This is a genomic window from Alistipes sp. An31A, assembly GCF_002159425.1.
Classification (GTDB): Bacteria; Bacteroidota; Bacteroidia; order Bacteroidales; family Rikenellaceae; genus Alistipes; species Alistipes excrementigallinarum.
Genome location: NZ_NFIO01000004.1, coordinates 89019 through 112354, shown reverse-complemented (window position 1 = coordinate 112354; position 23336 = coordinate 89019). Strand labels below are relative to the sequence as shown.

General features: G+C 61.9%; 18 protein-coding genes and 1 tRNA gene. 8 read left to right on the top strand and 11 right to left on the bottom strand.

Features of this window, described 5'->3' with window-relative positions; translation table 11 throughout:
- Positions 1–73: 73 nt before the first annotated feature.
- From B5F90_RS05530 to mazG, 5 genes are all read right to left on the bottom strand, one after another.
- Positions 74–472, bottom strand: coding sequence for a DUF4890 domain-containing protein (locus tag B5F90_RS05530; RefSeq protein ID WP_087361808.1), 399 nt, complete (start codon positions 470–472; stop codon positions 74–76).
- A gap of 133 nt (positions 473–605) precedes the next feature.
- Positions 606–1367: a LytTR family DNA-binding domain-containing protein gene (locus tag B5F90_RS05525; RefSeq protein ID WP_087361807.1), complete on the bottom strand. Its 762-nt coding sequence runs from the start codon at positions 1365–1367 to the stop codon at positions 606–608.
- Positions 1364–2674, bottom strand: a complete 1311-nt coding sequence (locus tag B5F90_RS05520) for a histidine kinase (RefSeq protein ID WP_087361806.1) — start codon at positions 2672–2674, stop codon at positions 1364–1366. Before B5F90_RS05520 ends, B5F90_RS05525 begins: the two co-directional genes overlap by 4 nt.
- 18 nt (positions 2675–2692) lie before the next feature.
- Positions 2693–3226 carry a gamma carbonic anhydrase family protein gene (locus B5F90_RS05515; RefSeq protein WP_087361805.1) on the bottom strand — a complete coding sequence of 178 codons (534 nt, stop codon included), beginning with the start codon at positions 3224–3226 and terminating at the stop codon, positions 2693–2695.
- An 87-nt stretch (positions 3227–3313) separates the two neighbouring features.
- Positions 3314–4090, bottom strand: coding sequence for a nucleoside triphosphate pyrophosphohydrolase (mazG, locus tag B5F90_RS05510; RefSeq protein WP_087361804.1), 777 nt, complete (start codon positions 4088–4090; stop codon positions 3314–3316).
- Positions 4091–4281: 191 nt separating this feature from the next.
- On the opposite strand from mazG, the gene B5F90_RS05505 reads away from it, so the two are divergent.
- The gene (locus B5F90_RS05505; RefSeq protein ID WP_087361803.1) at positions 4282–6441 is read left to right on the top strand and encodes a beta-N-acetylhexosaminidase; all 2160 of its coding nucleotides are present in this window, start codon (positions 4282–4284) and stop codon (positions 6439–6441) included.
- A 147-nt stretch (positions 6442–6588) separates the two neighbouring features.
- Here B5F90_RS05505 and pheT read toward each other — a convergent pair whose 3' ends face one another.
- On the bottom strand, positions 6589–9054 hold the full coding sequence (gene pheT, locus B5F90_RS05500) for a phenylalanine--tRNA ligase subunit beta (RefSeq protein WP_087361802.1): 2466 nt from the start codon (positions 9052–9054) through the stop codon (positions 6589–6591).
- Positions 9055–9581: 527 nt separating this feature from the next.
- On the opposite strand from pheT, the gene B5F90_RS05495 reads away from it, so the two are divergent.
- Positions 9582–10943 carry a TrpB-like pyridoxal phosphate-dependent enzyme gene (locus tag B5F90_RS05495; protein WP_087361801.1) on the top strand — a complete coding sequence of 454 codons (1362 nt, stop codon included), beginning with the start codon at positions 9582–9584 and terminating at the stop codon, positions 10941–10943.
- Between the two features lie 96 nt (positions 10944–11039).
- Here B5F90_RS05495 and B5F90_RS05490 read toward each other — a convergent pair whose 3' ends face one another.
- Both B5F90_RS05490 and lysA read right to left on the bottom strand, forming a co-directional pair.
- Positions 11040–11939, bottom strand: a complete 900-nt coding sequence (locus tag B5F90_RS05490) for a DMT family transporter (RefSeq protein ID WP_087361800.1) — start codon at positions 11937–11939, stop codon at positions 11040–11042.
- A gap of 241 nt (positions 11940–12180) precedes the next feature.
- Positions 12181–13338, bottom strand: coding sequence for a diaminopimelate decarboxylase (lysA, locus tag B5F90_RS05485; protein WP_087361799.1), 1158 nt, complete (start codon positions 13336–13338; stop codon positions 12181–12183).
- Positions 13339–13651: 313 nt separating this feature from the next.
- Here lysA and lepA point away from each other — a divergent pair, with 313 nt between their 5' ends.
- The 5 genes from lepA to B5F90_RS05460 all read left to right on the top strand — a co-directional run bounded on the left by lepA (position 13652) and on the right by B5F90_RS05460 (position 19201).
- Positions 13652–15442 (top strand): translation elongation factor 4, encoded by a 1791-nt coding sequence (gene lepA, locus B5F90_RS05480; RefSeq protein ID WP_087361798.1) that lies wholly within the window; start codon positions 13652–13654, stop codon positions 15440–15442.
- A 4-nt stretch (positions 15443–15446) separates the two neighbouring features.
- Entirely contained in the window at positions 15447–17354 is a 1908-nt protein-coding gene (locus tag B5F90_RS05475) for an AMP-binding protein (RefSeq protein WP_087361797.1), read from the top strand.
- Between the two features lie 62 nt (positions 17355–17416).
- A tRNA-Gly gene (locus tag B5F90_RS05470) sits at positions 17417–17492 on the top strand.
- Between the two features lie 311 nt (positions 17493–17803).
- Entirely contained in the window at positions 17804–18460 is a 657-nt protein-coding gene (locus tag B5F90_RS05465; protein ID WP_143256109.1) for a hypothetical protein, read from the top strand.
- Positions 18461–18466: 6 nt separating this feature from the next.
- The gene (locus B5F90_RS05460; protein WP_087361795.1) at positions 18467–19201 is read left to right on the top strand and encodes a hypothetical protein; all 735 of its coding nucleotides are present in this window, start codon (positions 18467–18469) and stop codon (positions 19199–19201) included.
- Positions 19202–19365: 164 nt separating this feature from the next.
- On the opposite strand, the gene B5F90_RS05455 is transcribed toward B5F90_RS05460, so the two are convergent.
- The 3 genes from B5F90_RS05455 to B5F90_RS05445 form a co-directional block, all read right to left on the bottom strand.
- On the bottom strand, positions 19366–19899 hold the full coding sequence (locus B5F90_RS05455; RefSeq protein ID WP_087361794.1) for a flavodoxin family protein: 534 nt from the start codon (positions 19897–19899) through the stop codon (positions 19366–19368).
- 139 nt (positions 19900–20038) lie between these two features.
- A complete protein-coding gene (locus tag B5F90_RS05450; RefSeq protein ID WP_087361793.1) occupies positions 20039–21046 on the bottom strand; it encodes a 2-hydroxyacid dehydrogenase in 1008 nt (335 codons plus the stop codon).
- A 65-nt stretch (positions 21047–21111) separates the two neighbouring features.
- A complete protein-coding gene (locus tag B5F90_RS05445; RefSeq protein WP_087361792.1) occupies positions 21112–21954 on the bottom strand; it encodes a helix-turn-helix domain-containing protein in 843 nt (280 codons plus the stop codon).
- Between the two features lie 165 nt (positions 21955–22119).
- On the opposite strand from B5F90_RS05445, the gene B5F90_RS05440 reads away from it, so the two are divergent.
- Positions 22120–23334 carry an efflux RND transporter periplasmic adaptor subunit gene (locus tag B5F90_RS05440; protein ID WP_087361791.1) on the top strand — a complete coding sequence of 405 codons (1215 nt, stop codon included), beginning with the start codon at positions 22120–22122 and terminating at the stop codon, positions 23332–23334.
- The last annotated feature ends 2 nt before the right edge of the window (positions 23335–23336 follow it).

Here is a 23336-nt window from a genome sequence, read left to right as displayed (position 1 = left end):
TGTCAGCCGACTGCCGACACCTCTTTTCGTACGACGCAGAAGGCGTCATCGACGAGGATTTTCCTCCGAAGAGCTACTTTTTGTCGCCATGATGCTTCCCGGCATGCTTCGCACCGCGGTCGTGCTTGGCCGTACGCATCATCTTGGCCTGGTCCTCCTTCCACTGCTTGTACTGCTTCTCGGTGAGGATGCCCTTCATCTTCTCGTCGGCGGCCTTGCGCTCGGCCACCATCTGACGGCGGTGCTCCTGCATGCTCTGCACCTGCTGCAGGCTCAGGTCGTAGACCTGCTGCTTCTGGGCATCGGTCAGCTCGTAGCGCTGGGCCATGCGGTCACTCATGCGCTGAGCCATCTGCTCGGGAGTGGGGCGCTGCTTGGCCTTGGTGCGGGGAGCTTCGGTCTGCTGCGCGAATGCGCTCGTGCCGGCCAGCATGCAAACTGCTGCGAGGGCTGCAAATAATCTCTTTTTCATGGTTCCTTTATTTTTTGGGGCCGCCGTGCGGCCGGTTACTGTTTCCGTGTTCGTCACAGTGCAAAGGTAGGGCCAGAGTGAAAGATTGAGGGCAGGGCAGCTGGTCAAACGCCTTTTTGCGCCGGCAAAACGACTACCCGGCGGGGTGAGCCGACGTGAGCCACGCCTTGAATTCGGGCACGCGGGCCTTCGAGATGATGATTCGCTCGGGGGTCTCCACCTGCAGGTTGAGCGCCAGCCGGCTGCCGAACCAGACGACGATGTCCTTCACGGCGCGGCGTGCCACGATGAACTGGCGATTGGCCCGGAAGAAGTCGTCGCCGGGCAACTGCGCCTGCAACGCCTCGAGCGTCCTGTCGAGCGTGTAGACCTCGCCGCCAAACGTATGGGCCGTGACCCGCTCGTTGGAGGTGTAGCAGAAGGCTATCTCCTCGCGACGCAGCGGGATGATGCGGTCGCGGACATGAACCAGGAAGACATCCTCGCGCCGCTGGTCAGCCATCCGCTGCACACGCGAGCCGTAGGCGCGGCGCTCGTCGCCCGTCAGCCGGCGCAGCTTGTCGAGCGCCCGGCGGACGTCCCGCTCGTTGAGCGGCTTGAGCAGGTAGTCGATGCTGTTGACCTTGAAGGCCTCGAGCGCATAGCGGTCGTAGGCCGTAGTGAAGACCACCGGAGCGGTCACCTCGACCGCCTCGAAAATCCGGAACGAGTCGCCGTCGGCCAGGTGGATGTCCATGAAGAGCAGGTCGGGCGACGGATGCGTGCGCAGCCACTCGACGCTCTCGCTCACGCTCTCCAGCACACCCAGCACCTCGGCGTCGGGCTCGATGTCGGCAAGAATCGCCTCCAGATTGCGTGCCGCGGCGGTTTCGTCTTCGATGATGAGTGTTTTCATGCCTTTGTCTCGTTTTTGCGGAGCGGCAGACGCACGGTGAACTCCGCTTCGGTCTCGATGATTTCGATGTCGCTCCCCGTGATGAGCATCCAGCGGCTGCGCAGGTTGCGCAGACCGATGCCCGTCGAGGGCTCCTGCTCGAGCTTCGGGATGCGGGGATTCGACACCACCAGCACGCTCCCTTCGGTGCGGATGGAGATGTGGAAGGGTCGGTTGCGCGTGATGGCGTTGTGCTTGACGGCATTGCCGATGAGCGGCTGCAGCGAGAGGGCCGGCAGCAGCCACGAGCGGTACTCGTCGGCCACGTCGACATCGAAGAAGAGCTTGTCGGCATAGCGGATTTTGAACAGATAGCCGTATGCCTCGGCAAACCGCAGCTCCTCGCTCAGCGGCACGAGCGTGCTCTGACCGTTCTGAATGATGTAGCGGAACGTATAGGAGAGCTGGTCGATGTAGGTCAGCGCCTTCTCTCCGTCGCGTTCGCGCACGAGCATGGCCAGCGAGTTGAGCGAGTTGAAAAAGAAGTGGGGGTTGATTTGACCAACGAGCATGTTGTAGCGCGTCGTCAGATTCTCGTTCTTCAGCCGTTCGTTCTCCAGCACGACGGCCTGCCGCTGCGAGATGAGCACGTAGATGCGGCCGTAGAGCACCGAGACCACCACGGCGAACGAACACTTGAGCAGCAGCAGGTAGTCGAGCATCCGCCCGCTCATGAAGTTGAACATGATGCGCCCCGTATGCCATTGCGTGACGGGGGCAATCAGGTAGAGCAGCACCGCCGCCACGAGGCACCAGAGCGAGCGTTTGACAAAGCCGCGCGAGGTGTAGCGGTGACGGGCCGAGGTGAGAATCGAGAGCAGGATGAACGACACGACCAGGTAGTAGAGCAGCTGGAGCAGCATCTCGACCGTCCGCGACGGCCGGTTGAACAGCGCGCTGTAGTCGAACTCCACGCCGTTGCGGTAGCGGATGTCGGAGATGAGGGGATGGCCCCCCTCGCGTCCCCGGACGGAGAGGTCGGCGACGATGCGGTCGCCGTCTTCGAGCCCGAGCCTCCGGATGCGCGTCTGCGGCACGTAGACGCTGTCGCCGTTTTCATAGACCAGATAGCCGTGTCCGTCGGGGCTCACCGAGAGCCGTCCGGTCTCGCGCCGCTCGACAATCCGCGCCTTGCCGGGCTGCGGCTTGCCGAGTTCGCGCTGGTCGACCAGATAGAGCAGCAGGTAGGAGAAATTGACCACCAGGCTGATTGCCACAGCAACCAGCAGGTTGAGAATCACGGCCGAATATTTCGGATGGAGCCCCATGTCGTTCCGTCTGCGGGGTTACTCCTCCTTCGTGTACCACGACGCATAGAGCATGTAGTCGTGGGCCGTCCGGCGGATGATTTCGTCACGCTGCTCGGGCGTCACCTCCTTGACCTTGCGGGCCGGGACACCGGCGTAGACCGAGTTGGGCTCCAGCTGAGCGTTGGAGAGCACCAGCGCATTGGCCGCAATGATGCAGCCCGAGGGGACGTGGGCATTGTCGAGGATGGTGGAGCCCATGCCAATGAGGCAGTTGTCCTCGATGATGGCTCCGTGGATGGTTGCGTTGTGACCCACCGAGACGTCGTTGCCGATGATGGTCTGCGAGGGGTGCTTCGCCTTGTCGTAAATCGTGTGGAGCACCACACCGTCCTGGATGTTCGTACGGTCGCCGATGACGATTTTGTTCACATCGCCGCGCAGCACGGTGTTGTACCAAATCGAGCAGTCGTGACCGATGGTCACATCGCCCAGGATGACGGCCGTCTCGGCCACAAAGGTGTTCTCGCCAATGACGGGCTCGTGCCCGCGTACTTTTCGAATCAGTGCCATATTGAAAATGTCGTTTTTGTATACGTGTTTTGTTTCATGTTTTTCGGAAAGGGCAGCCCGGCCGGCCGCATCGGGCAGGGTAGCGGACTACTCCTCCTTCTTGGCCTGCTGCCAGAGCGCCTCCATCTGGTCGAGGGTCATGTCGTGCAGCATGTGGCCCTCGGCGGCGGCGTGCTCCTCCATGTAGTTGAAGCGGCGGATGAACTTCTTGTTCGTCCGTTCGAGCGCCGCCTCGGGGTCGACGCCGTAGAGACGGCAGGCGTTGATGAGCGCGAAGAAGAGGTCGCCGAACTCGCCCTCGAGCCGTTCGTGGTCTTTCGAGTTGATTTCGGCCTCGACCTCGGCGGTCTCCTCCTTGACCTTGGCCCAGACATCCTCGCGGCGCTCCCAGTCGAAGCCCGTCGCGGCGGCCTTTTCGCCCACGCGGTAGGCCTTGACCATCGCCGGCAGCGAACGGGGCACGCCGCCCAGCGTGCCGCTCTTGCGCTTCTTCTTGCGCAGTTTGAGCGCCTCCCAGTTCTCCTTCACCTCGTCGGGCGTATTGGCGTGGATGTCGCCGTAGACGTGCGGATGGCGGTAGATGAGTTTGTCGCACAGCGCATTGGCCACGTCGGCAAAGTCGAACGCACCCTGCTCCTCGCCCAGTTTCGAGTAGAAGACCACGTGGAGCAGCAGGTCGCCCAGCTCCTCCTTGATGCCCTCCATGTTGTGGTCGAGAATCGCATCGGCCAGTTCGTAGGTCTCCTCAATCGTGTTGCTCCGCAACGAATCGAATGTCTGTTCGCGGTCCCACGGGCATTCACGGCGCAGGGTGTTCATCACCTCCAGCAGCCGGGCCGTGGCCTCCAAACGTTTGTCTTCCATAGGATTGAATATCTTTGAATCGTCTGTTTCACACTTCCTGTCCGCATCCGGACGCACTCCGCCGGGAGGTCTCCGTGCGGCTGCCGTCCGCATGACGGCCGGAGCGCTCCTTCGCTCCATAATTGAGGCAAAGTTACGAATTCGGCGGAAAAAATATAACTTTGCACGAGACAAAAACACCCATTTTCCCCATGAAAATACGTCATCTGCTCTCTGCGGCCGCCCTGTGGTTCCTCACGCTGACGGCCCAGGCACAACCCGCACCGGCCCACCGTACCGACCTCGGAGGCGAGTTTCTCTTCACGCGAGCGACGCTCGTCACCTACGAACAGGGGCTCGAGGCGCTGGCCGACTACCTGCGCTCGTACCTCCCGCTGGCGGGCGCAAGCGAGCAGTACGCCTCCGACGCGGCGCTCGTGCTGGCGCTCGACCCCTCGCTCGGCGAGGAGGCCTACCGGCTCGACATCCTCCCCGACCACATCGCCATCGAGGGCGGCGCCTACGGCGGCGTCTTCAACGGCATCCAGCAGCTCTTCCGCCTCCTGCCGCCCGAGGTCTATGCCCGGGAGTGCACGCTGCCGCTCCGGCTGCCGACGCTGCACATCGAGGATGCTCCGCGCTTCGCCTACCGGGGCATGATGCTCGACGTAGCCCGCACGTGGGTGGATGCACCTCATGTGAAACGTTACATAGACCTGCTTTCGTATCATAACATAAACAAGTTGCACCTTCATCTAAGCGATGACGAAGGGTGGCGCATCGAAATCCGCTCGCACCCCGAGCTGACCGAAATCGGCGGCTTCCGCGGCGGCGACTCGCCCGTGCGGCCCATCTACGGAAAGTGGGACGAAAAGTACGGTGGCTACTACACCCAGGAGCAGATGCGCGAGCTGATTGCCTACGCCGCGGCGCGCAACATCGAAATCATCCCCGAAATCGACCTTCCGGGGCACAGCCGCAACATCGCCTCGGTCCATCCCGAGATTCGCTGCAACTACCGTCCCGATACGGTCTCGACATGCGGCTACGACTACCGTTCGGCATGGTGCGTGGCCCGCGAGGAGAACTACCGTCTGCTCGAGGATATCCTCGGCGAGCTCTGCGCGCTCTTCCCCTCGCCCTACATCCACATCGGCGGCGACGAGGTCGATGCCTCGCAATGGGAGCGCTGTCCCGACTGCCGGGCGCTGATGGAGCGCCGCGGCATCACCGACCCGCACCGGCTCGAGGATATCTTCATGCAGCGCATGAGCGACATCCTCGCCGCCCACGGCAAGAGGCCGGCACTCTGGAACGAAGCGGTCAAGCGCGGCGGACCGGCGCGCACGAGCCGCGTCCACGGCTGGGAGAGCGTCCGGGCCTGCCTCGATGCCGTCGACAAGGGGTATCCGACGGTGGTGATGCCCGCAACGAGCTTCTACTTCGACATGCGGCAGTCGCCCCACGAGGAGGGCCACAGCTGGGCCGCCGTCTTCGATGCCCGCACCACCTACAACTTCGACTTCGCCCGCGAAGGCTTCAATGCCGAGCGGATGCGCCACGTAGAGGGCCTCGAGGCGGCCTTCTGGAGCGAGGCCTACGTCTCGCACGAGCCCGAAAAGCCCGACTACCTCGACTACATGACCTTCCCGCGCCTGTGCGCCCTCTCGCGCCTGGCCTGGAGCGGCAACGAGGCGGGGTGGGAGTCCTACTACCGCGAACTGGTCGGGGAGCACTACGACCGCATGACGGCCATGGGCATCCGCTTCCGCCTCTTCCCGCCGACGGTCTCCTGCCGCAACGGCGAGCTCACGGCCTCGACCGACGACGGCTCGACGCTCTGCTACCTCGTCGACTCGTCGCCCGAGGAGCATTCCTATACCGGCCCCATCGCCACCACGCAGCCGTACCGCTACCGCTTCTTCACGCGCCGCGGCACAGGCCGCAGCCCCGAGGCGGCCGACCGTTCCTTCTACCGCACCGTCACCCCCTCGTGGAAGCTCACCTCGTCGATGCCCCTGAGCGAGCGCTTCCCGGCCTCGAACGCCGAGCACTACCGCGGCATGAGCCGCACCTGCCGCACCTGCCGGCCGAAGGACTGGCTGCTCTACACCTTCGACATGCCGCTGCGCTGCCGCGAGCTCTTCCTCCAGACGGGATACCGGCAGCTGCCCAACGCCCACATCGTCACGGGCTATGCCGAGGTCTCCTACGACGGCGTACGCTTCGAGCGGGCCGGAGCGCTCGACAAGGGGTGCATCACGCTCCGTCCCAACCGGCCGGTGAGGGCCGTGCGGCTCGTGGCGACCTGCCGCGGTAACAGCACCCCCTTCGTCGTCATCCAGCCGCCCGTCGTGAAGCCGGTGCTCTGACCCCTCAGCCGGAAGAGGGCCGTGCATCCATGCACACAAAAAAATCCTGCCGCACCATCTGCGACAGGATTTTTTCTTGGACTGTTTCGGACAGAGGCCCGCTAGACCGCGGAACGGCCGCCGGAGCCGCCGCCCCGGTCAGAGGCTTCAGGCGCGAATCTGCGCGCCGCACCGCTGCTCGAACTGCTTCGCGAGGGTGGTCATCACCCGCTCGATGCTCTTCTCGTCGAGCGTCCGGCTCTTGTCCTCCAGGATGAAGCTCAGCGCATAGGACTTCTTGCCCTCGGGCAGCTTGTCGCCCTCGTAGACGTCAAAGAGCGAAACGCTCTTGAGTAGCTTGCGCTCGGCAGCGAAGGCCACATCGCGCAGCGCCGAGAAGGTGACCGACTTGTCGACCAGCAGCGCCAGGTCGCGCTTTACCTCGGGGTATTTCGACAGCTCCTCGGCCGCAATGCGATGCTTCCGGGTCGACTTGACCAGCAGGTCGAAGTTCAGCTCCATGAAGTATACCGGCTGCTTGACATCGGTTGCGCGGCGCACCCGGGCGCTCACCGAACCGATTTGTAGCAGCTCCTTGCCGTTGAGCGACATGCTCAGCGCCTCGCTGAAGAGGTCGCTGTCGAGCGTCTCGCACTTCAGCGTGTAGATGTCGATGCCGAAGCGGCGCAGCAGCAGCTCGGCCACAGCACGCAGCGTGAAGAAGGAGGTATGCTCCGCCTTGACGTTCCACGAAGGCTCCGTGGCAAGACCCGTCACGGCCACCGCCAGGCGGTAACCCTCCGAGTAGGGAGCCAACGCCTGCTCGCCGCCGCGCTTCGACGCATCGTAGAAGTAGCAGTTGCCGAACTCGTAGAGCTTCAGGTCGCCGTTCTTGCGGTTGACGTTGAGCTGGATGGCCTCCATCATGTTGAAGAGCAGCGTCTGGCGCAGCACGTTCAGGTCGGCGCTCAGCGGGTTGAGAATCCGCACGCAGTGCTCGGCCGGATAGCTCGTCAGCCCCTCGTAGTAGGCCCCCTTCGTGAGCGAGTTGGACATGATTTCCGTGAAGTCGCGGTCGGTCAGGAAGTCGGCAGCCAGGTTGACCAGCCGGTTGCGGTCGGGTTTGGGCGCATAGGAGAGCGTCGAGCGCACGCGAGCGGGAATCTCGACGTTGTTGTAGCCGTAGATGCGGAGAATATCCTCGATGAGGTCGGCCTCACGCTGCACGTCAACGCGGTAGGGCGGTACGGCCACCGTCATCACGCCGTCGTGCTCGGCGAGAATCTTCACCTCCAGCGCATCGAGAATCGTGCGGACCGTCTCCTCGGGCAGCTCCTTGCCGATGAGCGCATTGATGCGGGCGAAGGAGACGTCGAAGGTGAAGTCGCGGGCCGGAACGGGGCAGATGTCCGTGATGTCGCTCGAGATGGTGCCGCCGGCGAGCTCCTTCATCAGCAGGGCGGCGCGCTTGGCTGCATAAATCTGCAGGTTGGGGTCCACTCCGCGCTCGAAGCGGAACGACGAGTCGGTATTCAGACCGAACCGCTTGGCCGTCTTGCGCACCCATACGGGGTTGAAGTAGGCGCTCTCGATGAAGACGTCGGTCGTCGTCTCGCTGATGCCCGAATCCAGACCGCCGAAGACGCCGGCGATGCACATCGGGCGCTCGGCCGAGCAAATCATCAGGTCGTTGGCCGTGAGCTTGCGCTCCACGCCGTCGAGCGTCACGAAGGGGGTCCCTTCGGCGCAGGTGCGCACGACGATTTCATGCCCCTCGATTTTCGAGGCGTCGAAGGCGTGCAGCGGCTGTCCCAGCTCGAAGAGGACGAAGTTGGTGATGTCGACCAGGTTGTTCTTGGGGTTGATGCCCGCCGCGCGGAGGCAGTTCTGCATCCACTCGGGCGAGGGGCCGATTTTGCACCCCGTCACCGTCACGCCGGCATAGCGGGGGGCCGCCTCCGTATTCTCGACGCGGATGCGCATCTCGAGGTTGTGGTTGTCCGGGGCGAAGGCCGAAACATCGGGCCACTTCACCTCGACCTGCTCGCCGCGGCTGCGCAGGTAGGCCGCCAGGTCGCGCGCCACGCCGATGTGCGAGGCGGCATCGACCCGGTTGGGGGTCAGACCAATCTGAATCAGATAGTCGTCCTCGATGTGGAGGAACTCCTTGGCCGGCGTACCCACGACGGCATCGGCCGGAAGCTCCATGATGCCCGCGTGCGACGAGCCGACACCCAGCTCGTCCTCGGCACAGAGCATGCCGAGCGACTCCACGCCGCGAATCCTGCTGCGCTTGATTTTGAACTCCTCCTCGCCGCCGTTGGGGTAGAGCACCGAACCTACGGTGGCGCAGAGCACCTTGAGCCCCGCACGGCAGTTGGCGGCGCCGCAGACAATCTGGAGCGGCTCGCCGCTTCCCACGTCGACCGTCGTTATGTGGAGGTGGTCCGAATCGGGATGGTCGACGCAGGTCAGCACCTCGCCGACCACGACGCCCTTCAGACCGCCGCGTATGGTTTCGATTTTCTCGAACCCTTCGACCTCGAGGCCGATGTCCGTCAGAATCGCGGAAATCTGCTCCGCCGTCAGCGAAGTGTCGAGGTAACGTCTAAGCCAGTTATACGAAATATTCATATCGTTGTGTTTTGATTTTGCAGATTATCATGCAAAAATACAAATTTTTCCGGAACTCGGCGGCTTTTTCCGCAGTTTTCACGCGGAAACGGTTCTCCGAGAGCAGGTAACCCCTCCGTCGCGCAGCGTCACGCGCGGTCCGGACGCCAATCCGCCAGCTGCAGAAGGCGTCAACATCCGCGACCGCCGCGGATACGGTCCAAAGGTGGGGCATAAGCGCCTCCTGCCACAAATTCTATAAATAGGTGTCTGCTTTTTTTGCGAAAATAATCCGCGAAACGGTTGCTTTTTTCGTTTCGAAACATTACTTTTGTTTCAAGCAATTCGAAAGAATGTTCTGCAATTTCAACATACAGGCTTGGTGGTGGCACCCGTTGACGCTCGTGAACAATGAGTGCGCCCCGTCGCATGTGTGGTGAGACCCCAAGGATACACACTTGAAACCCGTTGTTTACGAATCGTAAGCAACGGTTTTTTTCATATCCGTATCAAAACTCAATCTCAAAATCTTCTAAAATTTCAACGCCATGGAAACGAAAAAAATCTGCCTCTCCGAGCGTCAAATGCCCACCCAATGGTACAACATCGTAGCCGACATGCCCAACAAGCCCCTGCCGCCCCTGAATCCCGCCACCAAGGAGCCCGTCACCAAGGAGCAGATGTCGGCCATCTTCGCCGAAGAGCTCATCGACCAGGAGATGTCGACCGAGCGCTTCATCGACATCCCGGAAGAGGTGCAGGAAATCTATAAAATCTGGAGACCCACGCCGCTCGTCCGCGCCACGGCGCTCGAAAAGGCCCTCGACACCCCCGCCAGGATTTACTTCAAGAACGAGAGCGTCTCGCCGGCCGGCTCGCACAAGCCCAACACGGCCGTACCGCAGGCCTACTACAACCACAAGCAGGGCATCAAGCATCTGACCACCGAGACCGGAGCCGGACAGTGGGGAGCATCAATCGCCTTCGCGGCCAAGCACTTCGGCATCGACCTTCAGGTCTTCATGGTCAAGGTCAGCTACAACCAGAAGCCCTACCGGCGGCTAATGATGAACACGTGGGGCGCCGAATGCGTGGCATCGCCCTCGACGCTCACCGAATCGGGCCGGGCCGCCCTCAAGCGCGACCCCGACTGCTCGGGAAGCCTCGGACTGGCCATCTCGGAGGCCGTGGAGGTGGCGCTGCGCAGCCCCGAGGATACGCGCTACTGCCTGGGCAGCGTGCTGAACCACGTGCTGCTCCACCAGACGGTCATCGGACAGGAGGCCGTCGCACAGATGGAGATGGCCGACGCCGAGCCCGACATGGTGATTGGCTGCTTCGGCGGCGGCAGCAACTTCGCCGGCATCAGCTTCCCCTTCCTGCGCAGGAATTTCGTCGAGGGCAAGAAGATACGGGCAATCGCCGTCGAACCTGAGAGCTGCCCGAAACTCACCCGCGGAGCATTCCAGTACGATTTCGGCGATGTGGCCGGATACACGCCGCTGATTCCGATGTATACGCTCGGGCACAACTTCCAGCCCTCGGACATCCACGCCGGCGGACTGCGCTACCACGGAGCGGGAGCCATCGTCAGCCAGCTGCTCAAGGACGGGCTCATCGAGGCCCAATCCATTCCGCAGAACGAGACGCTGGCCGCCGGCATCCTCTTCGCCCGAACCGAGGGCATCATCCCGGCTCCGGAGTCGACCCATGCCATCGCCGCCACCATCCGCGAAGCCCTTCGGGCCAGGGAGGAGGGGCGCGCAAAGACAATCCTCTTCAACCTCTCGGGCAACGGCGTCATCGACCTCTATGCCTACGAGCAGTATCTGGCCGGGGCGCTGAAGGACTACTCGCCCTCGGACGCCGAGATTTCGAAGACCCTCTCCCAGCTGGAGAAGCTCATCTGAAGAGCACCTCTAACAACAAAATGAGTGAGCGAACCGCCCCGAGGCAGTCCGCTCACTTTTTTTGTCCGCCGGCGAACGGTCCGGTCACCGCTCCGCTCAGCGCGAGCCGAGCCAGAGGAAGAACATGCCGACCAGAATGAAGAGCAGGTCGAGCGCCTTAGCCCGCAGATTCCGCTCGTGGAAGAGCAGCGCCCCGCAGCAGAACGAAACCACCACCGAGCCGCGGCGCACCATCGAGACCACCGAAATCATCGCCCCCTCTTCGCCCAGCGCCGTCAGGTAGGCGAAGTCGGCCAGCGAGAGGAAGATTGAGATGAGCGGAATGGCCCAGCTCCAGTGGAACGGGGTGGTCGTGCGGCGGCGGGGCCACCAGAGCAGGCCGACCACCGTGCCCATCATCAGCAGCTGGTAGAAGTTGTACCAACTCTGGACGAAGACCGGGTCGAGCCGCGCCATGATGTACTTGTCGTAGAGACCGCTGACGGCCCCCATGACTGCGGCGGCCGCGATGCAGAGTATCCAGACGTTGTGGGCGAAATCGACCCCTTCGCGCCGTCCCGAACGGCTCAGCAGAAAGAGCGACAGCAGCGCCAGTGCCACACCGACCCACTGGTAGCCGTTGAGCCGCTCGCCGAAGAGCAGCATCGCGCCGACGAGCACCATGACGGGACGCGTGGCGTTGATGGGGCCCACGATGGTGAGCGGGAGATGTTTCATGGCGAAGTATCCGAATACCCACGACACCAGCACGATGGCCGACTTGAGCGCAACCAGCGCGTGAGCATGTGCATCACCCGGGACACTCTCGAGCAGCGTCCCGTCGAACCATCCCAGACCGCACTCCGCAGCCACGATGACCGGGACGAAGAGCAGGCTCGAAAAAAGCGTATTGAGCAGCAGGACGGGCAACACGGCGTTGTCCGTCAGCGCCCGCTTTTTGGCCACGTCGTAGAGGCCCAGCAGGGCGGCAGAGGTAAAGGCAAGAGTCAGCCACATGATTCGTTCACGGTTTTGGGGTCGGATTACGTCACCGGCCGGAGTTCAGCCGGCAACCCGACAGAAAAAGCAGGCCGCCGATAGGGGTGAGGCCGACATGAAGCAGGCCACCGGCAGGAGAGCCGACCACCCGCAAAAGAGCCGGCTGCCGGCGGGGCAGCGGGCGGACCGACGGTAGAACTGGCGGCCCGGCAGGGTAGCAGGCGCCCGGTCGATTCAGCCGACCGGCTACAAGTCCCGGCTACAGTTCGTCGCTATAGACCGCGCCGGGCAGGTCGTGCAGGTTGTAGCGCGAGGCCATCGACATGCCGTAGGCGCCGGCCGACTTGATGGAGAGCAGGTCGCCGCGGCGGGTCGTGCGCAGCGTCACGTTCTCGTCGAAGACGTCGGTCGATTCGCAGGCCGTACCCACCACCGTATACTTCTCGCGTGTCTCGGCCTCGGAGGTGACGTTCTCAATGTTGTGGTAGGAGCCATAGAGCGCCGGACGAATCAGTTCGGTCATGCTGGCGTCGACAATCACCAGCTTGCGGCCCGTGGCCGTGGTCTTGTTGAAGAGCACCGAGGTAATCAACTCGCCGCACTCGCCGACAATCGAACGGCCGAACTCGAAGTGCACCTCGCGGCCGCCCACCTGCAGATGGGTGTGGACAATCGAGAAGAGGGAGGCGAAGTTGGGAATCGGCTCGTTCTCGGGCACGTCGTAGTTGATGCCCAGGCCGCCGCCCACGTCGACAAAGCGGAACGAGAAGCCCAGCGCCTCGAGGTTGGCCACGATGGCGTTGACCTTGTGGCACATGTTCTCGAAGACGTGCAGCTCGCGAATCTGCGAGCCGATATGCAGGTGGATGCCGACGATGCTAATGTGCGACAGCGACTTAATCCACTCGGCATGGGCCAGCACCTCCTCGTACGAGATGCCGAACTTGCTGTCGGCCTGTCCCGTGTCGATGCAGTGGTTGGTCTTGGGGTCGATGTCGGGGTTGATGCGCAGCGCCACGTCGGTCACACGCCCCGCCTCGGCCGCAAGCAGGTCGACCAGCTCCAGCTCCTCGATGGATTCGCAGTTGATGGCCATGATGCCCTGCTCGATGGCGTAGCGCAGCTCCTTGTCGCGTTTGCCCACGCCGGCATAGACGATGCCGCGGGGGTCGAAGCCCGCCTCTACGGCCTTGCGCAGCTCGTTGCCCGAGGCGCAGTCGATGCCGAGCCCGTACTCGCGGATGACCGCAAGCAGGTGGTCGTCGTAGTTGGCCTTGATGGCGTAGTGAACCTTGTAATCGTATTTTTTCGACTCCGAGACGACGCTTTCTAGCGTCTGACGCAGCAGCGCGATGTCGTAGAGATAGAACGGGGTCTCAAACTCCCTCAGCCGGGGAGCAATCTGTCTGCTCAGCATGTTATGTGATTTAATTAACCTGTTTAACCTTAACCGAAGGGCAAAGATAAAAAATTCCGTCCAGACGACAAAATCCACGCTTCCGTCCCGCAAACCTTTCCGCAGCCTCCCAGCCCCGACCCTCCGCCGCGAAGCCGGCCGCACCGATTCCGCCCGCCGCACGACACCGGTTCCGACACCGGTTCCGACACCACCGACCCGCAAAAAGCCCCTGCACGGCGAACAAGCCGCCGAAAATCGCGCCGCTGCGGGCACGGAGTCCCTTCGGTTTCCGAAAAAGTTCGTATATTTGCATGAATTTTTCCGCCACGACATGAAAAACATCCGCAACTTCTGCATCATAGCCCACATCGACCACGGCAAGAGTACGCTTGCCGACCGCCTGCTCGAAAAGACCAACACGCTCAACCAGCGCGAGATGCAGGCCCAAGTGCTCGACGACATGGAGCTCGAGCGCGAAAAGGGCATCACCATCAAGAGCCACGCCATCCAGATGGAGTACCGCGCCAGCGACGGAGAACTCTATACGCTCAACCTCATCGACACGCCGGGGCACGTCGACTTCTCCTACGAGGTCTCGCGTGCCATAGCCTCGTGCGAGGGGGCGCTGCTGGTCGTCGACGCCACGCAGGGCATCCAGGCACAGACCATCTCGAACCTCTATCTGGCCGTGGGGCACGACCTCACGATTATCCCCGTGCTCAACAAAATCGACATGGAGTCGGCGATGATTGACGAGGTGAAGGACCAGGTCGTCGACCTGCTGGGCTGCAAGGAGGAGGAGATTCTGCTCGCCTCGGGCAAGACGGGTGCCGGCATCGAAGAGGTGCTCGAAGCCATCGTCCAGCGCATTCCCGCCCCCAAGGGCGACGAGAATGCCCCGCTGCAGGCGCTCATCTTCGACTCGGTGTTCAACCCCTTCCGCGGCATCATCGCCTATTACCGCATCTTCAACGGCACGCTCCGCAAGGGCGAGCACGTCAAGTTCTTCAACACGGGCAGCGAGTACGACGCCGACGAGGTGGGCGTACTGAAGCTCAAGATGCAGCCCCGCGACAAGGTCTGCGCCGGAGACGTGGGGTATATCTGCTCGGGCATCAAGACCTCGTCCGACGTCAAGGTCGGCGACACAATCACCTCGGTGGAGAACCCCGCCCACGAGGCCATCGCCGGCTTCGAGGATGTCAAGCCGATGGTCTTCGCCGGCGTCTACCCGGTCGAGGCCGACCAGTACGAGGACCTGCGCGCCTCGCTCGAGAAGCTGCAGCTCAACGACGCTTCACTGACGTTCGAGCCCGAGAGCTCGCTGGCGCTCGGCTTCGGCTTCCGGTGCGGCTTCCTCGGACTGCTCCACATGGAGATTATCCAGGAGCGGCTCTACCGCGAGTTCGACATGGACGTCATCACCACCGTGCCGAACGTCTCCTACCGCATCACCACCACGCAAGGCGAGGTGCTCGAGGTGCACAACCCCTCGGGACTGCCCGAAATCACGAAGATTGCCAAAATCGAGGAGCCCTACATCCTCGCCCAGATTATCACCAAGGCGGACTTCCTGGGCAACGTCATCAAGCTCTGCATCGACAAGCGCGGCGTGATGAAGAACCAGACCTTCATCACGCAGGACCGCGTGGAAATCAACTTCGACATGCCGCTTTCGGAGATTGTCTTTGACTTCTACGACAAGCTCAAGAGCATCTCGAAAGGCTACGCGTCGTTCGACTACCACCGCACGGGCTACCAGCCCTCGAAGCTGGCCAAGCTGGACATCCTGCTCAACGGTGAACCGGTCGACGCCCTCTCGTCGCTCATCTACGCCGACCACGCCTACGACTTCGGCCGCAAGATGTGCGAAAAGCTCAAGGAGCTCATCCCCCGGCAGCAGTTCGACATCGCCATCCAGGCGGCCATCGGCGCCAAGATTATCGCCCGCGAGACGGTCAAGGCGGTGCGCAAGGATGTGACGGCCAAGTGCTACGGCGGTGACATCACGCGCAAGCGCAAACTTCTGGAGAAGCAGAAGCGAGGCAAGAAACGCATGCGTCAAATCGGCAACGTCGAGGTTCCCCAGTCGGCCTTTCTCGCCGTCCTCAAAATGGATTAACCCCATGAAGAAAACCATCATCGACCTCTTTGAATCATCGGTCGCCCGGTACGGGGAGAAGACCTTCCTGCTCGAGAAGCGCCACCACAAGTTCGAACCGACGACCTATGCCGAGACCCGCGAGCAGGCGCTCGAGGTGGGAGCCGGCCTGGCCGCCATCGGCATCCGCCCCAAGGAGAAGGTAGCCATCCTCTCGGAGGGGTGCAACGCCTGGATTATCTCGGAGCTCGGCCTCTTCTATGCCGGCTGCATCAGCGTGCCGCTCTCGGTCAAGCTCGAGGAGTCGAACGACCTGCTGTTCCGGCTGCGCCACGCCGAGGTGAAGACCATCTTCGTTTCGAAGTACCAGCTGCCGAAAATCCGCCGCATCGTCGGCCAGCTGCCCGAGCTGCAGCACATCATCGTCTTCGGCCACATTCCGCTCGAAGCGGGGGAGATGGCGCTGGGAACCCTCAAGCGGCTCGGCCGCGCCTACCTGGCCGACCAGCGCGACCGCTTCCTTGCCATCGGGCAGGCTATCCAGAACGACGACTACGCCACCATCACCTATACGTCGGGCACCACCTCGGACCCCAAGGGGGTCGTGCTGACGCACCGCAACTATACGGCCAACGTCGAGCAGTCGCTCTCGCGCATCGACATCCCGTCGTGGTACCGCACGCTCATCATCCTGCCGCTGGACCACTGCTTCGCCCACGTCGTGGGATTCTACATCATGATAGCCTGCGGCGCCTCGGTAGCTACCGTACAGGTGGGCGCCACGCCGATGGAGACGCTCAAGAACATCCCGCTCAACATCCGCGAGGTGCGGCCGCACTTCCTGCTCTCGGTACCGGCGCTGGCCAAGAACTTCCGCAAGAACATCGAGAGCTCCATCCGCGCCAAGGGACCCGCCGCCGAGCGGCTCTTCGAACTGGCGCTCCGCACGGCCTACTGCTACAACCAGGACGGCTACAGCCGCGGCAAGGGGTGGCGCTTCGTGCTCTGGCCCGCGGTCAAGCTCTTCGACCTGTTCCTCTTCCGCAAGGTCCGCGAGGCCTTCGGCGGCAGTCTGAAGTTCTTCGTCGGCGGCGGTGCGCTGCTCGACGCCGAGCTGCAGCGCTTCTTCTACGCCATCGGCATCCCGATGTTCCAGGGTTACGGCCTCTCGGAGGCGACGCCCGTCATCTCGACCAACTCGCCCAAATACCATTGGCACCGCTTCGGCTCGTCGGGCAAGATACTCATCCCGCTCGACCTGAAAATCGTCGACGAGCAGGGGCACGAGCTCCCGCACGGCGAGAAGGGTGAAATCATCATCCGCGGCGAGAATGTCATGGCCGGCTACTGGAAGAACCCCGAGGCGACGGCCGCCACCGTGCGCGATGGATGGCTCCACACGGGCGACATGGGCTACGTCTCTAAGGACGAGTTCCTCTACGTGCTGGGACGCTTCAAGAGCCTGCTCATCGCCTCCGACGGCGAGAAGTACAGCCCCGAGGGGATGGAGGAGGCCATCGTCGACAAGTCGCCCTTCATCGACCAGATTCTGATTTACAACAACCAGAGCCCCTTCACGGGTGCCATCGTCGTGCCCAACCGCGACGCGCTGCTCCGCGAGCTGGAGGCGCGCGGCACGGCTCCAGCCGAGCGGGCCGCCACCGCGGCCGCGATTCTCGGCGGCGAAATCGACCGCTACCGCTCGGGCGGCATCTTCGCAGGCGAATTCCCCGAGCGGTGGCTTCCGGCGGGTCTGGCCATTGTCGACGAGCCCTTTACGGAACGCAACGGACTGGTCAACAGCTCGATGAAGGTTGTCCGCGGCAAGGTCGAGGAGCACTTCCGCGACAGAATCGACTACCTCTATACGGCCGAGGGGCGCAAACTTCAGAACGAGCGCAACCTCGCCTCGCTGCAAAAAGTGCTGGGATGATGAAAATTCCGGCGCGGAATGCTTGAAATATCGGAAAATCGGAGTATCTTTGTACTCCGAATGCGGAAATAGCTCAGTCGGTAGAGCATCAGCTTCCCAAGCTGAGGGTCACGGGTTCGAATCCCGCTTTCCGCTCCAGAGGAGGAGTTTTCCCAGAAAGGGGATGCTCCTCTTTTTTTTCTGCATCAGTGGTTGTGTGGGGTCCGATGCCACGTAAGAACCATCCCCGGCAAGCCGCGGAGCCAAGCCCGACAAAGCAGCGGCAGGCCGGCAAAAACCGCCCGGCAGTAAAATTATGCGGGGTCGGGCTTGCCGAAATACTCATTTTTTTCTATCTTTACGTATCGGCCGAAACGCCGCACCCAGACGGATGGTGCATCCGCAGCTGCAGAGAGCTGCCGCCACACCCGACGCCTCGACCGCCCCGATATCCAACCACACGTCAAACCATGAACATCCGGATTTTTCGCATCACGCTGTTGACGCTTCTTAGCGTCCTGACAATCAGTTCAGTAAACGCCGCCTCGACCGTCCAGGGGCGCATCTATCTCAAGGACGGACGCATCATCGAATGCGGCGAAAAGGACCGAATCAAACTCCCCAAACACGCACAGGACGTCAAACTGCTGCGTCGTGCCTTCTACAAGGACAAGAGCAAGGAGGTCTACCGCTACGAGGAGATTGACTCGATGGTCTGCTGGCACGCAACGGCGCCCGAACACCGGCAGAAGTTCATCCCGGCACCCGGGGTCGGCTGGCTGTGGGTCTACTTCGAGACGCCGTACATCTGCGTCGGAGTCTTTGCGCAGAAGGGCTACGGCATCGACTCGAACGGAGGCATCGAGGTGCTGGTCAAGTACCGCTCGCTGAGCCGTTCGCGCACGGCCTACTACCTGCGCAAGGCAGGCGAGGAGGAGTTCTACGACGCGGGGTCGGCCAGCCGTCAGGGCAAGGGGCGCTTCCGCGAGTCGGTGGCCGCCTACGTGGCCGATGACCCCGCACTGTCCGCCGAGATTCTCCGGTCGGAGAGCCGCGACCGCAGCCGGACGATTCTGATGCTCGAAAACTACTGTCCCGCAGACGAAGAAAAACCTGTAAAAGAATAGTGCCGTATGAAATCGTTCTTCCTTTGTGCGCTGGCCCTGGCGGCCACCGTCGGCATCGCGACGCATGCCGAAGCCCGGAAACCCGCGGATGCGGAGTCGGACCACGTGATTGTCACCCTCAAGTCGGGCGAAAAGGTCGACTGCTATGTCCACAGGGGCTGGCATGCCGAAAATTCGGTCTTCAAGAAGGAGAACTACTCGTTCAAGCTGACCCGGACACCCGATGACAAGGAGCCGATTCAATATACTGCAGACGATGTGGTGAGCATCGACTACGTGGAGACCACGGCGGACCATCCCGACGGTCTGCGCTGGGAGTCGCATCCGCTCGCCCGGCCCAACTTTGCAAGCCGCTACCACACGATGCAGCGGCTCTTCTGCGTCGACAAGGTGGGCAAAAACGCCACAACCTACTGGTGGAAAATCTGGGTCGCATCGGGATTCAACGGCATGGGCCGCTCGCTCCAGACCAACTACGGCGTCCGCTTCCACAACGACCCCGAAGGGATTGTCTATCCCTACATGCTGGTCAACTCGGTGCTGATGAAGGACCGCTATCCCGGTCTGAAGGAGTTCTGCAAGAAGTGGTTCAAGGGCTCCGAAGGCAAGGTCCACAAGAAGGAGGCCGAGGAGAACGACGCCTGGATTCTCGACATGTACGATGCCTATCTCGAGCAGATGGGCGACAAAGCGGCCGAGCTGCCATATCCCATTCCCGACAAGAAAGACAGCGAAGAGTAACCGACAGTGCGGGCAGCTCTGCCGGCAGGGTTGCCGGTTCTACGGCCAAAGCCGCCTAAGGGCAGGAGCAGCAGGGTAGCGCCCCTCCAAAAAAGAAGCCGCCGCAACGGTTCCAAAATTCCGTTGCGGCGGCTTGCTTTGTTATGTCCGACAGAGACTGCCAATCAGCAGCTCCGACCCAACTCGCAGGCCTCCTGCAGGGGCTGTTCCGACCCGGAGGCTCCCGGCCGCCGGGCGGCGTCGCAGACTATCCCCTTCAGAGGCGAAGAGTCGAAACTGCCGACAAAGCCACGCAGCCGATTGACGGTGCGCTCCGCCTGCCACACATCCCGCCCCGCAGCCGTAAGGAGGATGCAGAACTCCTTCGCACGGATTTCGTGACGGCAGCCACAGCAGCGGTCGATGAAGTTCTTCATCGGGCCGCCCATTGCGCAGGCCCGCGGCGTCGTATCGAGCACGATGACCTCCGAGCCGACCATCCGCGAGGCCAGATGGGCCATATCGTCCTGCAGCGGGCAGACACCGCCTTCGACGCTGCAGTTGCCGCACCCCAGGCAGGGGTCGATTCGAAGGTCACCGAGAAGCACCTCGGCCACCTCGTGGCCCGCCTCGGCCGCCCCGGCCCGGAACCGGGCGCAGAGCGTGTCGGAGTTGTCGTCCCGACGCGGATTCGACGATATCACCAGTATCTTTTTCATACCGTTTCGATTGATTCGGTTTTCTCTGTTGCAAGAGCTGCGGGCCTCAAACGCATCCAAAAGCAGTCGTCCCGCAGCCGCCGGGCCCGTCCCGACGAAAACAGGAGCAGCCACCTTGAAGCGAATCCCGACCCGGCACTCAGGCTTCGAAGCGCACCTCGTTAACCAGCGGAGCCCCCGAAGCGAAGGTGCGGATGTTGTCGAGCGTCGTGCGGGCGATGTTGTCAAGCGCCTCGCGTGTGAAGAAGCCCTGATGCGAGGTCACCAGCACGTTGTTGAACGACAGCAGACGCGCCAGCACGTCGTCGCTCATGATGCGGTCCGAGGTATCCTCGTAGAAGTAGGCGGCCTCCTCCTCGTAGACATCGAGACCGGCCGCACCGATGCGCCGCTGCTTCAGCCCCTCGATGAGCGCCTCGGTATGGATGAGCTGTCCGCGGCCCGTGTTGAGCAGCACAACCCCCGGCTTCATGCGGGCAATCGAGTCGGCGTTAATCATGTAGCGCGTCTGCTCGGTCAGCGGGCAGTGGAGCGAGATGACATCCGAGCGGCGGTACAGCTCGTCGAGCGTGACGTAGGTGATGCCCGCCGTCCGGGCATACTCCTCGTCGGGACAGATGTCGTAGGCCAGCACCTCCATGCCGAACCCCTTCAGAATGCCAATCAGCGCCCGGGCGATGCGGCCCGTGCCGACGACGCCGGCCGTCTTGCCGTAGAGGTCAAAGCCCAGCAGTCCGTGCAGCGAGAAGTTGCCGTCGCGCGTCCGCCAGTAGGCCCGGTGCACCTTGCGGTCGAGCGCCAGCAGCAGCGCCACGGCGTGTTCGGCCACGGCATGGGGCGAATAGGCCGGTACGCGGACCACGCCGATGCCGCACGCGGCCGCCGCCTTGAGGTCGACGTTGTTGAAGCCCGCGCAGCGCAGCGCAATGAGCCGCACCCCCTCGTCGGCCAGCCGCCGGATGGCCGCAGCATCGGCCGTATCGTTGACGAAGATGCATACGGCCTCGGCTCCGCGTGCCAAAACCGCATTATCGGGGGTTAAATGGCTGTGGTGGTAGACAATATCGAAGCCATAGGCTCCGTTGTTATTAATGGTATCGAACGACTCCCTGTCGTAGGGCTGCGTTCCGAAAAATACTACTTCCATCCCTTTGTCCTTTTAGTCCTGTGATACAACAAACGCACGTTTGGGAGCGCATGGTATGCAACGCCTCAGGATTTTCGACGGTATCCCGTCGGAGAGACCCCCGTATGCTTCTTGAAATAGCGTCCCAGATAGGACTGGTCGGGGAAGTGGAGGCGATAGGCAATCTCCTGCACCGAGAGGTCGGTCGACTGGAGCATCATCTTGATTTCAAGGATGACCGACTTGTCTATCAGCTCCTTGGCCGATGAGTGCGAGACGTTCTGCACGATGGTCGACAGGTAGCGCGTCGAGATACAGAGCTTGTCGGCATAGAAGGCCACGTCGCGCTGCTCGGAGCAATGGTCGTGCACCAGAGCCAGAAAGCGGTGAAAGAGTTCCGCCTGACGGTTGGTCGTTCCGGGAGCCGGGCGGTCGCGCTCGGCAAAGCGCTGGAGCTTGTCGTAGATTTCGAGTAGGATGTTCTGAACCCGGTTCTTGATAATCGTGTTGCGGAAGATGTTCTCGCGGTCCTGATAAGTATAGGTGGCGATGTCGAACCAGATGTGGATGCCGTTCTCGTTCCCGTGCGGGTAGCAAATCGGATTCTCGCTCAGGAAGCGGAAAAAGGCAGGCTCCATGCGGAAGCTCGCCTCGGCAAAGATGTCTCGCGAATAGGCGCAGTAGGTGACCTGGAAATCGTCCGACACGTCTGTCAGCATCAGGATGCTGCCCGGCAGCATCAGCAGAATCGTATTGGGCTCGATGCGCCCCCGGCGCAGATTAACCGTCGCCTCGGCATTTCCGCTGCGGCAGAGGATGATGGCTCCGCATTCGCAGCGCGCGGGGTAGTTGTAAAAGTAGCGCAAATCGGAGTCTCCGACTACGAATTGTTCGGTATCGGTAGTGACAATGGGATTTGTTGCAGGCATGGGGTTCGTTGCTTTTTTCGAACAAAAATAGGGATAAATAAGCATATACGCACTTTGTTATTCCGAAAAGTACCAACACTGTTCGCAATATATAAGGATAAACCGGAGGAGAATACGATACTTTTGCACCTGAAAAAGTTTTTTAGTATAAAATAAGAAGAAACTATGAAGCAAACATTTGTACAGGCAGCGCTCGTCGCTTGCTGTATGGCAGTCGTTTCGTGCGGACAGGCACCGACTCAGCAAAGAGCCGCGGAGTATTCCGTGCAAACCATCACCACGACCGACCGTACGATTCCGACCAACTACTCGGCAACGATTCGGGGACGGCAGGACATCGCCATCTATCCGCAGGTCTCGGGTACGATTTCGCAGGTCTGCATCACCGAGGGTCAGCGCGTGACCAAGGGTCAGACGCTCTTCATCATCGACCAGGTGCCCTACAAGGCCGCCCTGCGCACGGCCGAAGCAAATGTGGAAGCAGCCAAGGCTGCCGTAGCCACCGCACAGCTGACCTACGACAGCAAGAAGGAGCTCTTCTCGCGCAACGTCGTTTCGCAGTATGACCTCTCGACGGCCGAGAACAGCCTGCTGACAGCCAAGGCTCAGCTCGCCCAGGCCGACGCCGCCCTGGTCAACGCCGCCAACAACCTCTCCTATACGGTTGTCAAGGCTCCGTCGAACGGCGTGGTCGGCACGCTGCCGTACCGTGTCGGCGCGCTGGTCAGCGCTTCGATTCCCCAGCCGCTGACCACCGTATCGGACAACTCGACGATGTATGTCTACTTCTCGATGACGGCCAAGCAGCAGCTCAACCTGACGCGCCGCTACGGCTCGATTGCCGAGACGCTCAAGAACATGCCCGACGTGCAGCTGCAGCTCAACGACGGTACGGTCTACGACCAGACGGGCCGCGTGGAGTCCATCAGCGGCGTGGTTGACACCTCGACGGGCAGTGTCCAGCTGCGTGCCGTATTCCCCAACGAGAACGGTCTGCTGCTGAGCGGAAGCACCGGCAACATCATCATGCCGAACCTCTACAAGGACTGCATCGTCGTTCCCCAGACGGCCACCTTCGAGATTCAGGACAAGGTCTACGTCTACAAGCTCGTGGACGGCAAGGCCACCTCGTCGATGATTGAGGTCGAGAAGATTTCGAACGGTCGGGAGTACATCGTCACCGCCGGTCTGACGCCGGGTGAGGTCATCATCACCGAGGGCGTAGGTCTGATGCGCGAGGGTACGCCCGTCGTGCCGAAGGGCCAGGCTGCCGCTGCCGCCGCACAGACGACGGAGAACGGACAGGCTGCCGAGATGAACCAGACGGCCGCCCAGACGGAAGAGGCTGCCGCCCAAACCCAAAATGCAAAGGAGGAATAACC